A 14,711-nucleotide genomic window follows, 5' to 3' on the forward strand; every position below is an offset into this window, starting at 1 on the left:
AGAACGGTACCCCTTTCCGTTCCTTTTGTACTTATTCAGTTTTCATTTAAAACATGTACCGTTATATGTTCCATTAAAATATTTTGTTTCCGGCCACATACTTGGCGTCAATGTGGCGCTCATCCGACAGATAGATAAACCGCTCCAGCCGTTCCTTCAGGCTCAGAGGCTGAGGATGCTTAAGGCTTTCGTCGTTCAGCACCAGTACATCCATCTCATAGCCTTCCTCAAAACTTCCGGCCTTTCCGAAGAACCCGCCTCCGCCTTTTGTTCCCAGGTAAAATGCCTCCTCCGCCGTAAGGGGCTTCAGTGTTTCATCCACCAGCCTCCAGCGCAGCTTTGACACCTGGATGGCGTCGGCCATGGCCCTGAATACGGACTCTCCCGCACCTCCGGCCACATCGGTTCCCAGTCCTGTGGGGATTCCCTGCTCCAGATATGCCCTGACAGGCGCAATGCCCGAGGACAGGTTGGTGTTGGACTGCGGACAATGGGCCACGTATACGCCGTTGTCCCTCATCCTCCGGATTTCCTGTTCCGGCGGCCATACGCAGTGAGCCATAATGGTCTTCACGCCATTGCCGAACATGCCGAAATGGTCATATGCGTCGCCGTAAAACTCAGACCACGGGCACAGTTCCTTCACCCAGTCAATCTCTCCCTTGTTTTCCGACAGATGGGACTGGACCGGAAGTTCATACTCAATCTGAATCTTCCTGAGCTCTTCCATCAATGTGTCGGAGCAGGTGGGAATGAACCTTGGCGTAAGGATGGGAACCGTGTTCCTGTACCTTCCCTTTATGTCCTCCAGCCACTGCCTGGTTTCCCTCAGGGATTCCTCTGTCTCCTCCACCAGGATATCCGGGCTGTTCCGGTCCATGTTGACCTTGCCTACCATGGTCTTAAGTCCGGTGTCCTCCATCAAATCCATGAGAAGCTCCGTGGCCTCCCTGTGCATGGTTGCAAATATACAAGCCCTTGTGGTTGCACTGTGTTTCATGTTTTCCGCAAATATGGTATATGCCTTCCTGGCGTACTCCATATCGCTGTACTTGGCCTCTTCAGGAAATGTCCGCGTGTTCAGCCATTCCAACAGTTCAAGGTCCATACCTAGTCCCCTGAATGAATACTGCGGGGCATGGAGATGAAGGTCCGTAAGACCCGGCACAATCAGCCTGTCTCCATAATCCGTCAGAGGAAATCCTGCATACATCTGCGGAAGCTCTTTGTACACGCCGGCTGATTTGCCATCCGTACATACCAGATATCCCTGCTCCACACATATCAGTGTGCGGGAATCCTGGCTGTAGCAGATATTGCCTTTTAATACAAAATTCTCTGCCATATGCTCCTCCTTTTCCGTGATACGCCGGTAACCGGCGCATCCTTGTATTCACCCGTACAGCGGCGGGCCCGGGCTTTCATATGCATTTTTGCACACAAAAAAACCACCGCTGTTCCTAAGGCTCCACATCAGCCTGTCTCCGGCGCCCCGGGCAGTACCTGATGTGAAAACTTATAGTCAACTATTACGGTAGTTGGTAGAAACGCTCAACCTATCTTGAGCATATATAAGTTTTGAATACTTATACGTCTATTCAATTGTGTCATCTTCTGACATCTTGAGTCTATCACATTAGACAACTTAATGTCAATATATCTTGTGCTTTTTGTGCATTTTCTACATTTTGTCTAAATATTTTGGCAGATATATGAAATCCCTCCCTTTTCTTTGTGCGAAACCAATATTCTTTCAAAAATATAACGGTGCAGTCTGATGCAGGATTCTAATATAGGATATTCTGTTCCGGGAAATTCAGCCCCTGAGAAGCAGCGCTGAAAAAATGCCCTGGAAACCGCTGAAAGCCGCAGCTATTCCAAGGCATTTTTTCACGCAAACAATACCGCACCATTTCCCTCTACCGGACCAAATCATCTGCCAGACCCTTAATCTTCTCCCGTTCCCCAATCACAATCACGGTGTCATCATCCTGGAACACATAGTCCGGGCTGACATCGGTGGTCAGCCATCCGCCTCTGGTAATGGCGATGATGTTAATGCCATACCGGTTCCTCAGCTGGGCGTCCCGCACAGACTGGCCTGTGAGCTTTCTGGTGGTCTTTATTTCGGATATATCCACATTCTGGTCCAGCTCAAAGAGATTGAATATGCGCTTAGAGATAAGCCTCCTTGCCAGACGGACCGCCATATCCTTTTCCGGATATACCACCTGGGCTCCGATTTTCTCCAGAATTTCTCCCTGTTCCGGACTGTTGGCCTTGGCCACCACCTGAGGCACGCCCAGATTGATTACATTGAGAGTGGTGAGGATACTCACATCCACCTTATCGCCAATGCAGACCACCACCACATCGCAGTTTTGTATTCCTGTCTCCCGAAGCGTCTCCTTCTGCAAATCCTTTACCACATACGCGTGTTCCGTATAAGTCCTGGCCTGCCGTATCTTTTCCTCGCTGCGGTCCAGCACCATAAGCTCCTTATCCGCCTCTGCCAGGGTTGACGCCAGGGCGCTTCCAAACCGTCCCAGACCTATGATTCCATAGGACATTGCCTCTGTCTGTTTTCGTGCCATACTAAAACCTCCTCTATCCATTCAAAATGTGCTTATTATTTAATTTCATAAATGTTTAAAATGCTTTGTCAGGTATGCCATCCCATACCTGTCAAAGCTCCGCTTTTATCCGATGGAAATGCTTCCCTCTGCATAGGAAACTGATTTCGTGGGCTTGAATACCCAGATTGTTACGATGGTTAATGGTCCCAGTCTGCCGATATACATCACCAGTACCTCCAGAAGCTTGCTGAGGGAGCTGAGTCCCGGCGTTATGCCGGTGGACAGGCCCACGGTGCCGAAGGCGGACGTGATTTCAAACAGGATATCCTCAAAGGGAATGGCCGGTTCCAGGATACACATGAAAAAGGTTCCAAGACACACCACCAGGGCCGACAGGGCCGTCACAATGGCGGCCTTGTAAAATGCCTCCTGGGGAATCCGGTAATGGAAGGCATGCGGCTCCTCATTGCAGGCCGCGCCTTTTATAGTGTGAAACAGGGTAAACAGTGTGCTGGTCTTGATACCGCCGCCCGTGGAACCCGGCGAAGCTCCGATGAACATGAGCAGGGCCACGGTCAGCAGACCGGCTGAGGTAAATTCTCCCAGGGGAAAGGTGGAAAAGCCGGCTGTCCTGGCAGATACACTGGTAAAGAATGCGCCCAGCCATGTGATGTCCTCTGTCAGCCAAATCAGGATTGTCCCGGATACCAGAAGAATCAGGGTGGTCACAATCACTGCCTTGGAGTGGAGACACAGCTTCTTAAAGGACCGGTTCTTCACCAGGTCCATGATTACCAGAAATCCCAGGCCTCCGAATATAATCAGTCCGGCTGTGGTCAGATTCAGCAGCACATTGTCCTGATATCCCGTCAGATTCTTCAGCCCTCCCAGGATGTCAAAGCCTGAATTGTTAAATGCAGCCACAGAGTGGAACAGACTGATTCCCAGGGCCTTAAAAGGCGGATAATCCCTGGAAAATACCAGGAAGCTGAGGACTGCCCCCACCCCCTCAAAACAAAGAGTGGTCATCAGTACGTTTCTCACCAGGCAGACGATTCCCCTGCCCGAATCCAGGTTAAGTGCTTCCTTTACCAGAAGCCGTTCCTTTAAATTCACCCTCCTGCCAAGGGCCAGAATCACACCCACGCCCACAGAGGTCACCCCCAGCCCGCCAATCTGAATCAGCAGGGCTACCACGGTCTGGCCCAGAGCCGTGTAGGTATCGGCTGTATCCACGGCAATCAGGCCAGTGACGCACACAGCGCTGGTGGATGTAAACAGGGCATCCACATAATGAAGCTTTACTCCCGGCTTTACGCACACCGGCAGCATCAGTAAAAAAGAACCTGTAAGGATAACAGCCAGGAAACCAATGGCAATGATTCTGGCCGGAGACTGCCTTTCCAGATACTTCATGTAATCACCTCCTAGTGCCTTCAGCTTACCACTAAGGGCATAAAGCAGGTATAACGGAACCAGCTCCGGTATAAAGATTATGTAAAGATTCTATAAAGATACAGTCATTTATTTCAAAGATATGGTATACTGTCCAGGTAGACAATGAAGGAGGTTTTTCAATCCATGACCCGTTCCCGCATTCTTGACATCCTAAAGACCGCAGCAGTTCTGGCCGCAGCCACTGCCATCGGATTCCTGCTGGAATCCCTGGGCCTGTCCCAGGCCAATATCATTACCGTATATATTCTGGGAGTCCTGGTGGTGGCGGCAGTCACAGCCAGCCGCTGGTACAGCATCAGCGCATCCCTGGCCAGCGTACTGCTGTTCAATTACATATTTACAGAGCCCATGTTCGTCCTGAAGGCAGAGGACGCCGGCACCCAGCTGACCCTGCTGATTACGTTCCTGGCAGCCGTATTCACCAGCTCCTACACGGTGCAGATTAAGGAAAAGGCCAGGCTTTCCCAACAGGATGCCTACCGCTCCAGTGTAATTCTGGACACCAGCCAGCTGCTCCAGAAAGCAGCCACCCCGGCAGATATCCTGTCCTGCACCGCCCGGCAGCTGAACAAGCTGCTTAAGAGGGATATCACCTGCTTTGAACAGGATGGCGCCGGACTTAAGTCCCCTCTGTGTTTCCGTGAGTACTCATCCCCGGTAACAGGGCGCGGTCCGTCCCCGGACACCTTAGAGGAACTGACCGCTGCCCGGAGATGCTTTCAGGAAGGGAAGGAAACAGGGGCTTCCACCGGTCTGTTCCCCTCTGCAGCCTACCATTTTCTGCCTCTCCAAAGCTCCGGTGCTGTTTACGGCGTCATAGGCATCCTGGCGGGTGATACGCCTCCCGGCGACTTTGAAAACAGCATGGCCGTGGCCATCACAGGCCAGTGCTCCATGGCGCTGGAAAAAGAATATATTTCCAGGAAGCGGGAGGAGGAGGCAGCCATGGCCCGGGCTGAACAGCTCAGAAGCAATCTGCTGCGCTCCATTTCCCACGACCTGCGCACCCCTCTCACCAGCATTTCCGGCAATGCCGGGGTCCTGATGAGCGACGGCGAAAGCCTTGCAGCCGAACACCGGAACCGGATATACAGGGACATATACGATGATTCCATGTGGCTTATCAATCTGGTGGAAAACCTTTTGTCCATCACCCGCATGGAGGGGCAGGGCGTCCACCTGCACATGGAAACCGAGTTGCTGGAGGAAGTCATAGACGAAGCAATGCGCCATATCAACCGGCGCCACGAACACCACACCATCAAGGTAAAGCAGGAAGGGGACTATATTCTGGCCGACATGGACGCCAGGCTAATCATACAGGTCATAACCAACCTGGTGGACAATGCCGTCAAGTACACGCCGGAGGGTTCCGTCATCACGGTGAACAGCCGCCAGGAGGGCGGCTCTGCTGTCATTGATGTCAGTGACAACGGGCCCGGAATCCCCGATGAGTCAAAGGAAAAGATTTTTGAGATGTTCTACACCACCGGCCACAAATCCGCGGACGGAAAGCGCGGCATGGGGCTGGGACTGCCCCTTTGCAGGGCTATACTGAGCGCCCACAAGGGCACCATAGAAGTATTGGACAACAAACCCGCCGGAAGCATTTTCCGGCTTATCTTACCAGCCAAGGAGGTATCCTTACATGAATAAGCCATCCATCCTGATTATAGAGGATGACAAAGCAGTGAAAAACCTCATCGCCACTACCCTGGAGGTGCACGATTACCATTATACATGGGCGGATAAGGGGGAACAGGGCATACTGACCGCTGCCTCCCAGAGACCGGACATCATTCTGCTGGATTTGGGGCTTCCGGATATGGACGGAGTGGATGTGATTCTCAAAATCCGTTCCTGGACCAATACCCCCATCATTGTCATCAGCGCCAGAAGCGAGGACAGCGACAAGATAGCTGCCCTGGATGCCGGAGCCGACGACTATCTGACCAAGCCGTTTTCCGTGGATGAACTTCTGGCCAGACTCCGTTCCACCCAGAGACGGTTAAGCTACATGCAGTCCCTGGAGGAGGTGCAGACATCCCTGTTTACCAACGGCGGGCTGACCATTGACTATGCGGCCGGATGCGCCTGCCTGGACGGGGAGGAGCTGCACCTGACCCCCTATGAGTACAAGCTCCTCTGCCTCCTTGCCCACAATGCGGGAAAGGTCCTGACCCATTCCTACATAACCAGGGAAATATGGGGCGCTGCCTGGGAAGGGGACGTTGCCTCCCTCCGCGTCTTTATGGCCTCCCTGCGCAAGAAGATAGAAAAAAATCCCTCACAGCCCCAGTACATCCAGACCCACGTGGGAGTGGGGTACCGGATGCTGAAGCAGTAAGGGATTCTTAGAACCGCAATATCATTTATGTCATAAAGCCTTTTAAAGCCCAGTCATATGTGTCCATGGCCTGCTGGAAGCCCACGTCTGCCCGTTCCCTGGCAGCCGCGGCATCCATGTAGGCCGCTTTTGCCTCCAGATATTCCTGGCGTGACAGCATTCCCAGGGCCAGCTTGTTGGATGCCGCCTGAAATGCGGCTTCCTGGGACGCCATAGATGTAGAAGCGCTGGTCCAGAGTGTCTGGCTGGCCAGGACTTCCTGGTACAGGGTATCCATCTGGCCGTACATTGCCTCCTCACTCTGATGGATATCCCTCTGACGGGCGTGGAGTTCCTTGTTGGAGCTGGCTCCCCCGCTCCTCTGTTCCCTCAGGGAATAATTGTTTCCCAGTGCGCGCCATTTGTCGGTGCTGCCGCCCATTTCCAGGACCCGGTCCGGCTGCGGCGCGGGCATGGGGCCAATTTCTGCCTGGGAGCCTTCCGGATACCCGGTCAGGATAAACAATTCCTTCTTCACCCGTTCCATCTCATCCCGTACAGCCTTTGCCTTGGCAGCCGCTGCATCAGCCTCCTTACCCGCCTGGTCCGCCTGGGCCCCAGAAGCGCTTCCTGCCTGTACCTGGCGCTGCAGCTTCTCATACTGGCTCTGTTTCCACTCAGCCTGCGCCAAGGCAGCCTCCTGGTCCGCCTTAAGGGTATTGTAGGTGCCCATCAGGTTCTGGGCCGTCCAGAGCACGGTGTCCTCCATCCTGCGCAGGGACATGGATGCCGAACTGCCCTGGGCCGAACGAATCTGCTTATCCATATCCTTGGCAGCATCCTCCAGTGTCTTGGCCTGGGCCCGGTACTGGCTGGCGCCGTCCATGTCCCCCTCCTTCTCCAAATCCTCAGCTTCTTCTCTCAGAAGCCGTCTGGTTTCCATGATATCCTGCCTGGCGTTCTCATACCGCGCCAGCCGGCTGTCATACCGGGCCTGTTCCATCTGTATCTGGGGACTGTAGGCTTTTACCAGTGTCTCCAGTTCCTCATAGCGGATGACGTCCGGCATTTCCTCTGCACGAACCTCAAGGGGATACATGCCTGCAAGGAGAATGCAGATGCAGAGCAGAACACATTTTTTCATCATACCCTATGCCCCCTCTGTCTGTGCAAGGCCGTTGACCGCCCACCTGTAATCCTCCAGGGCCTGCCTGTACTTAAGCCCTGCTGTGTCGCATGCGGACTGGCTGGCGGCCATGGTTCCCTGCTGCTGTGTGTATTCATTTTTGGAAATCATACCCAGACTGTATTTGCGCTCCGCTGTAAGAGCGCCGGTGCGGGCCAGCTCCAGCTCGCCTGCAGCCTGTTCATAGTCAGCCCTGGCCTGCTCCAACAGCTTATACCTGGCCTCCACATCCGCCTCAATCTGCCTGCGTCCTGTCTCCACCTTCTGATTCATCACATCCCACTGGGTTCCGTTCCCTGTAAACGTAAGACGGCGCTCATTGGCAGTCTGGGTGTAGTTCTGTTCCAGGGCCCTTTCCTTATCCAGCTCCAGGTCTATCCGGTCCATTTCATCTGCATCCGGCACAGGCACTTCCCTGATATCCGGCTGGGCGTCGTGGTCCCATCCGGTCATGACGCACAGCTCCCTGCGCAGTCCGTCCCGTTCCCTGTCATTGGTCTTAAGGGCTGCCTGGGCCGCCTCCATCTTTTCCCGGGCCGCCAGCAGCTCAGCCTCTGTGGCCATGCCCTGTCCTGCCTTCACTGCCATGGCTTCATACTTTGACCTGGTCTGGTTCACATCCTCCTCCAGGGCAGGGCGCGCCTTGGCCTTCTGCCAGTAGGATATCATCTTTGTCTGGGCATCTTTTACAAGGACGGCCTCCTGCCTGTCATATTCCAGCTTTTTCACCCGTCCGTCCTCGTTCTGGGAGTCTGCCAGCTCCTGGTTCTGTTCCGCCTGAAGGCGGGCATTTATGGCTCCCACCGCTGTTCCCGCATATGCCGGCTGGTCTTCATTGACACTATCCATCATCTTGTCGCTGGAATCATAAAGCCTGTCGGCAATGTCCTGATAGGCATTCTTCATTTCATCATGGTCCTTACCCCTGTATTCATCGTATTCCAGGCGGTTATTAATGACCGTGGCATTGTACTCATGTATCAGGTCAGCCAGTTCCCCGTATTCCAGCACATCGTCCCTCAGCGCAGCCCATTTTTCCGCAGAATAGGCAAACTCCGGGCTGGCCCATGCCGTTGCCGGCCCAAGTATGCCCGGAACCGGGGCCAGCATCAGGGCCAGGCCCACGGCTCCTGCCTTTTTCCATGTACCGTTTATCCGTCTCACTTGCTTTCCTCCTGTCTGATTCTTGGTTTCCCTGGCGGGATTTGGATTTCCCCTGCTTCGGCTCCAGGTTTCCGCTGATGAAATTCCCGCCTATTCATAGCGCAGCGCATCTATAGGGTCTGCCTTTGCCGCCTTGGAGGCAGGGTACAGCCCAAAGAAAATGCCGACCACGGCTGAGAATGACACCGCGACCACAATAACCCCTGGTTTTATGACAACTGCAAATCCCAGCAGCAGACCGCCCAGGGATACGGTTCCCACTCCCAGTATGACTCCGATGATGCCGCCGCAGGCTGACAGGATGGCCGATTCCGTCAAAAACTGGACCAGCACATCCCCGGTCCTTGCGCCCAGGGCTTTCCGGATACCGATTTCCCTGGTGCGCTCCGTCACGGACACCAGCATGATGTTCATGATGCCGATGCCGCCTACCAGCAGTGAGATGGCTGCAATGCCGCCCACTGCCATGGACAGGTTGCCCATCATGCTGTCCACCGAGGTCATTTCCTGCATGGCCGTGTACATGTACATATCCTCCGGCTCCCTGCCGTGCATCTTGGCCGCATACGCCTTAAACTGGCTGAAGAACTGGTCCAGGTTCACATCGTCCTTTGCATACACATGGAGCTGGTAAAAATAGTCATTGGGCCAGGTCAGAAGGGTATAGGGTATGAAGGCCGACCCCTTGTCACTGCTGCCGCCCATCATCAGGGCCTGAAGGGCGTTTTGTTCCTTGCGGTACACGCCCACCACCGTAAAGTCATCGGTGGAGCCATATAAAGTGGTGCGGAAGGACCGTCCCACTGCATTCTCAGTGCCGAACAGCATCTGGGCGCTCTTGGTGTCCATGACCACATTCTTTCTTCTGCCCAGGATATCCCCCTGGTTGAGGTAACGGCCGTACACCACGTTCACCGGCTGGACGTCCTGGTAATTGTAGTCAATTCCCTGATAATCAAATTTAATCTTTGTCCGCTTGTACTCCGCATCGCTGCTGGTATAGGCGTTGCTGTCTATATAGGCAATCTGGTCCTTAAAGGCCTCCCTGGCCCGTTCCATCTCATCCAGGGTAAAATAATCGCTCTGCCGCGTATCATCCAGCCAGTAACCAACGGAAACATAGGCCTGGGTAATACCCACGTCCTTATACAAATCCGAGAAAAGCCCCCGCATGGTATCTCCAATGGATACAATGGCTATGACGGAACCAATGCCGATAATGATTCCCAGCATGGTCAGGGCGGAACGCATCTTATTGGAACGGATGGCTGAAAATGCCATTTTCATATTTTCAATCAGCATCCTGCTCCCCTCCCTTCCCCTTCTCTGAGGCGCCGCGGGCTGCATTCAGCCTGTCGCTCTGTATCTGTCCGTCGCTGAACCGTATGATACGGTGGGCAAAGGCAGCTATATCCTCCTCATGGGTGACCAGCACCACGGTGGCCCCTTCCTGGTGAAGCCTGGAAAACAGCTCCATGATTTCCACCGAGGATGCGGTGTCCAGGTTTCCTGTGGGCTCGTCTGCCAGAATCAGAGGCGGTTCATTGGCCAGGGCCCTGGCTATGGCGACCCTCTGCCTCTGGCCTCCGGACAGCTCGTTGGGCATGTGTTCCTTCCTTGCCCCCAGTCCCACCCGTTCCAAAAGCATCTGGGCCCTGGCCGCCCGTTTGGCTTTGGGCACCCTGGCATAGGTCATGGGAAGCTCCACATTCTTTAGGGCCGATGTCCTGGATATCAGATTAAAGGACTGGAATACAAACCCTATTTTCCGGTTCCTGATATCGGAGAGCTGATCCGGCGTCATGTCCGCCACATCAATGCCGTCCAGGTAATAGTGTCCCAGGGTAGGACGGTCCAGACACCCAAGTATATTCATCAGGGTGGACTTTCCGGACCCGGAGTGTCCCATAATGGCCACAAACTCCCCCCGCTCAATGGTAAGGTTTATCTTTTTAAGTCCCAGTACCTTGATGGCGCCGGTATCATATATCTTCACCAGGTTCTCCAGCTTAATCAGAGGTCCGTCACAGACCATTTCCTGCGTCTGCCTGTCCCTGTGCAAAAACTTTATCCACTTATTCATACAGCGCCTCCTGCTACTGGGTAATCAGCACGGCTGCGCCGTCCACCAGATGCGGGCCCGGATTGGTGATAACCTGCATCCCTTCTTCCAGCACCGTATCGTCCGTGGGGATAACCTCCACCACCACGTCGCCGTCCACGCCCGTGGTCACAGGTATACGTCTGACCTTCATATCCTGCACAATGGCTATGTATGTCACTTCCCCGTCGTCAAAAAGTGCCGATGAAGGAACCGTGAACACATCCTTTGCCTCCCTGATTAAAAGTTCCGCCTTTGCCGTGATTCCTGCGATGAGCTTCGAGCTTCCGCCGTCCACCCGTATGGTGGTGGGGATAACCCGCTCCGTGGAGCCGCCGCCCTTTTCCTCGCCTGTGGGCGATATCTTTATAACCTGGCCTTCCGCTGTCTCTCCGTCCAGGATATCTGCTGTGATGGTCGCCATCTGACCTACCTTTACCTTGCCGATGGAAAACTCGCTTACCTTGATTTCCAGTTCCAGCTGCTCCAGGTTCTCGATGCTGAGAATGGGCTTATCATCCTCCACCTTATCCGCAAACTGACCCACCTTGGAATTGACACGGACCACGGTGCCGTCAATGGTGCTCTTTATCTGGGTATTATCCAGTTCTTCTTTTTTCTTCTCCAGGTCAAAGGCTGCGTTCTGTATCTGGATACCGTAGGACGCGTCAGCAACACCACGCCCGTTTTCCACCGTGTAGCCCTCCATCTGCCTTCTGGCGTCATTCAGTGCATTGGCGCTGGCTTCCAGCTCCATCTGGGAGATGTCTCCTGTGGCAAAAAGCTGGCTGTTCCTGCTGTGGTCCAGGCTGGCCTTCTGGAAATCCTGGACTGCCTTTTCGTATCCCAGGGCTGCCTCTTTATCCTTTTCCTGCTTATTAGCCACCGCAAGGTCGTAGGCGTTCTGGGCAATCTGCACCTCCCGTTCCAGGTCCGTGCTGTCCACAACAGCCAGTACCTGTCCCTTTGTAACGGTATCCCCTTCCTTTACATTCATGGCCGTGATTTCCGCATGGATATTGGACACCACGTCCACGCTGTCTGTGCCTGATACAGGACCGCTGACCGTAAGCTTTTCCTGAATATCCTGCTTTGAAAGGGACATTACGGCAACCGGAATTCCCATCTCCTTCTTTCCCCCGGACATACGGGAGAAACCGAATAAAACCACTGCCGCCAGTATCAGGACCGTGATTATCTTCCGCTTCCGGCTGAACCCCTTAAAGCGCCGGACAGGATGAAAGCCTCCCTCCGATGCCCCGTTTCCGGCCTTATGCTTTTTCTTCTTTTTCTTACCGTTTCCTTCCGGCTCCGGAGCCATCAGCTCCTCCACACGGCGGTCAATCTCCTCTGCCTCCGGCACGCCCTCCAAAACCTGGACTTCCTCAGAATCACCAGCTTTTTTCTCTGTTCCCATGACTCCCTCCTTAATGCCTGCTCAAACTGTATTATTTATATTAATACAGTTATATCACACATGGCATACTTATACAACAAAAATAAACACCAATACCACTGTTGTTCATTTAATAAGGCTATTATAGAGGTTTCCCATAAATATTTCATCCAGTATTTTCATAACATTTCATAAATGAAAACGAAAGATTTACTTAAGGATGGAATCCGGCCATGGAAAAAAGGCGGCCGGACCCTGTATCCCAGGTATTTCCTGCCGCCTTTGACGGGTGGGACGTATTCCTCCGCCCCAGTCTATTCCTCACAATGCAATCTGTTTCCTGCCATGCAATCTATTCTTCCCCTGCAATCTCATTCTTACCCTGCAATTGCTGCCCTGAGGCGTTTCATCATCTCGTCCACATCCGCCCTTTCAATCACCAGGGGCGGAACAAAACGGATGATGTTGGCCCCGGCGCTGATTAATACCAGCTTCTGCTCCAACAATGCTTTGGACACAATGGGGCCTGCCGGTACCGAGAACTCCAGTCCCTGAATCAATCCCCTTCCCCGGTGTCCCCTGATGCAATCCAGCTCCTCTGCCAGCTCCTCCAGCTTCTCGTAGAGATAGGCGCCAATCTCCTTTACATGGTCCGTGATACGGCGCTTCTCAAAAATATCCAGAACCGCGCTGGCTCCCGCTGTCACCAGTGGATTGCCGCCATAGGTGGTGCCGTGGTCCCCCGGCACCATGGCCCCGGCTGCCCGGCCCCATGCCAGGAAGGCGCCTATGGGCAGGCCGTTTCCCAGGGCCTTGGCCACTGTCATCACATCCGGTTTCACACCGTAATGCTGCCAGGCAAACATTTCTCCGGAACGGCCCATGCCGCACTGGATTTCATCCAGTATCAGCAGCAGGTCGTGTTCATCGCACAGGGCCCTGACGCCTTTTATGAATTCCTCCGTAGCCGGATAGATGCCTCCCTCTCCCTGGATGGTTTCCATAATTACCGCACAGGTCTTGCTGTTAATCAGCTTTTTTACGCTGTCCAAATCATTGAAATCAGCAAAGCGGATTCCCGGAACAAGGGGCTTAAAAGGCTCCTGGTAATGGGCATTGCCTGTAACGGACAGGGCTCCCAGGCTTCTTCCGTGGAAGGAATGATTCATGGCAATGATTTCCCCTGTCATGTCCGGCTCTGCATCCCCGCACCCGTCGCAGCCGTCTCCCATGGTTTCATGGAGTTTGTTGTAATGATAGCGCTTTGCAATCTTAAGAGCCCCCTCAATGGCCTCGGTGCCGCTGTTGGTAAAGAACACCTTATCCATCTGGGATGCCTGAAGCAGCTTTTCACCTGCATCAATAGAGGGCTGGTTGTAGAACAGGTTGGAGATATGGGTCAGCCTGTGCAGCTGGTCCTCCACTGCCTTTGTATACTCCTCATCCCCATATCCCAGCGCCATGACCGCAATGCCCGCGCCAAAATCCAGGTACTCCCTGCCCTCTGTATCGTAGAGCTTCACTCCCTCCCCGTGGTCAAACACCACAGGGAACCGGTTATATACCTTATAAAGGGCCTGTTCCGCCCGTTCAATCAACTGTTTCTCAGCCATGATAATACCTCTCGTCTTCTTGGGAATTATAGATAGCGGTTCCAATACCCTTGTCGGTAAAGATTTCCAGCAGCAGACAGTGTGGGATACGGCCGTCCAGGATATGCACCCTGGATACGCCGTTCTTTATGGCATTGATGCAGTTTTGAAGTTTGGGAAGCATTCCGCCGCCCAGCATTCCGCTGTCCACAAAGCTCTGGGCCTCCTCCACCGTCATCTCGGATATAAGGGAGGACTTATCCTCGTAGTCCTTATATACGCCCTCCACATCCGTGAGGAAGGCCAGCTTTTCCGCCTCCACGGCCGTGGCAATGGCGCAGGCCGCGTCGTCCGCATTGATGTTGTAGCTGAGGAAATCCTCATCAAAGCCAATGGGGCAGATAATGGGCAGGAAATCCTTTTCCAGCAAATCATAAATGATTTTGGGATTCACTTCCTCCACGTCGCCCACAAACCCGATGTCCTCGCCGCCGGCATATTTCTTATGGCATTTAAGCATCATTCCGTCCTTGCCGCTGATTCCCACCGCCTTGATGCCCAGCTCATTGACCAGCTGCACCAGGCTCTTATTCACCTTATTGAGAACCATCTCGGCAATCTCCATGGTAGGTTCATCCGTGACCCTGAGACCGTTTTTAAACTGGGCCTCCATCCCCACCTTGCCCACCCAGCGGCTGATTTCCTTCCCGCCTCCGTGTACAATAATGGGCTTAAAGCCAACCAGCTTAAGCAGTACCACATCCTGAATCACCTTTTTCTTAAGTTCCTCATCCACCATGGCGCTTCCGCCGTATTTCACCACCACGATTTTCCTGTTAAAACGCTGGATATAGGGCAGTGCCTCAATGAGCACCGCCGCCTTCTGCATAGGTTCCAAATTCATTCACATAC

12 protein-coding genes and 1 riboswitch are annotated in these 14,711 nt (G+C 53.6%); of the genes, 2 read left to right on the forward strand and 10 right to left on the reverse strand.

Going from position 1 to position 14,711, the window contains the following annotated elements; all coding sequences use genetic code 11:
* Positions 1 to 73 precede the first annotated feature (73 nt).
* The 3 genes from FGS84_RS22090 to FGS84_RS22100 all read right to left on the reverse strand — a co-directional run bounded on the left by FGS84_RS22090 (position 74) and on the right by FGS84_RS22100 (position 3,992).
* The gene (locus FGS84_RS22090) at positions 74 to 1,345 is read right to left on the reverse strand and encodes an amidohydrolase family protein (protein WP_138310477.1); all 1,272 of its coding nucleotides are present in this window, start codon (positions 1,343 to 1,345) and stop codon (positions 74 to 76) included.
* A gap of 154 nt (positions 1,346 to 1,499) precedes the next feature.
* Positions 1,500 to 1,595: riboswitch (purine riboswitch) on the reverse strand.
* A 324-nt stretch (positions 1,596 to 1,919) separates the two neighbouring features.
* Complete coding sequence (locus tag FGS84_RS22095; RefSeq protein ID WP_138310478.1) at positions 1,920 to 2,594, reverse strand: TrkA family potassium uptake protein; 675 nt, start codon at positions 2,592 to 2,594, stop codon at positions 1,920 to 1,922.
* Between the two features lie 105 nt (positions 2,595 to 2,699).
* Positions 2,700 to 3,992, reverse strand: coding sequence for a potassium transporter TrkG (locus tag FGS84_RS22100; protein ID WP_138310479.1), 1,293 nt, complete (start codon positions 3,990 to 3,992; stop codon positions 2,700 to 2,702).
* A 165-nt stretch (positions 3,993 to 4,157) separates the two neighbouring features.
* Here FGS84_RS22100 and FGS84_RS22105 point away from each other — a divergent pair, with 165 nt between their 5' ends.
* A complete protein-coding gene (locus tag FGS84_RS22105; protein WP_138310480.1) occupies positions 4,158 to 5,690 on the forward strand; it encodes an ATP-binding protein in 1,533 nt (510 codons plus the stop codon).
* Complete coding sequence (locus FGS84_RS22110) at positions 5,683 to 6,381, forward strand: response regulator transcription factor (protein ID WP_138310481.1); 699 nt, start codon at positions 5,683 to 5,685, stop codon at positions 6,379 to 6,381. The genes FGS84_RS22105 and FGS84_RS22110 overlap by 8 nt, the downstream gene beginning before the upstream one ends.
* A gap of 25 nt (positions 6,382 to 6,406) precedes the next feature.
* On the opposite strand, the gene FGS84_RS22115 is transcribed toward FGS84_RS22110, so the two are convergent.
* The 7 genes from FGS84_RS22115 to argB all read right to left on the reverse strand — a co-directional run bounded on the left by FGS84_RS22115 (position 6,407) and on the right by argB (position 14,703).
* The gene (locus tag FGS84_RS22115; protein WP_138310482.1) at positions 6,407 to 7,507 is read right to left on the reverse strand and encodes a hypothetical protein; all 1,101 of its coding nucleotides are present in this window, start codon (positions 7,505 to 7,507) and stop codon (positions 6,407 to 6,409) included.
* A 3-nt stretch (positions 7,508 to 7,510) separates the two neighbouring features.
* Entirely contained in the window at positions 7,511 to 8,710 is a 1,200-nt protein-coding gene (locus FGS84_RS22120) for a TolC family protein (protein WP_138310483.1), read from the reverse strand.
* A 90-nt stretch (positions 8,711 to 8,800) separates the two neighbouring features.
* Positions 8,801 to 10,012 (reverse strand): ABC transporter permease, encoded by a 1,212-nt coding sequence (locus FGS84_RS22125; protein WP_138310484.1) that lies wholly within the window; start codon positions 10,010 to 10,012, stop codon positions 8,801 to 8,803.
* Positions 10,002 to 10,745, reverse strand: a complete 744-nt coding sequence (locus FGS84_RS22130) for an ABC transporter ATP-binding protein (RefSeq protein WP_347563871.1) — start codon at positions 10,743 to 10,745, stop codon at positions 10,002 to 10,004. Before FGS84_RS22130 ends, FGS84_RS22125 begins: the two co-directional genes overlap by 11 nt.
* Positions 10,746 to 10,806: 61 nt before the next feature.
* Positions 10,807 to 12,228, reverse strand: coding sequence for an efflux RND transporter periplasmic adaptor subunit (locus FGS84_RS22135; RefSeq protein ID WP_138310486.1), 1,422 nt, complete (start codon positions 12,226 to 12,228; stop codon positions 10,807 to 10,809).
* 356 nt (positions 12,229 to 12,584) lie between these two features.
* Positions 12,585 to 13,820 carry an aspartate aminotransferase family protein gene (locus FGS84_RS22140; protein WP_138310487.1) on the reverse strand — a complete coding sequence of 412 codons (1,236 nt, stop codon included), beginning with the start codon at positions 13,818 to 13,820 and terminating at the stop codon, positions 12,585 to 12,587.
* Positions 13,813 to 14,703, reverse strand: coding sequence for an acetylglutamate kinase (gene argB, locus FGS84_RS22145; RefSeq protein WP_138310488.1), 891 nt, complete (start codon positions 14,701 to 14,703; stop codon positions 13,813 to 13,815). Before argB ends, FGS84_RS22140 begins: the two co-directional genes overlap by 8 nt.
* Between the last annotated feature and the right edge of the window lie 8 nt (positions 14,704 to 14,711).

The sequence above is a fragment of the Clostridium sp. 1001271st1 H5 genome, assembly GCF_005845215.1.
Lineage (GTDB): Bacteria > Bacillota > Clostridia > Lachnospirales > Lachnospiraceae > Enterocloster.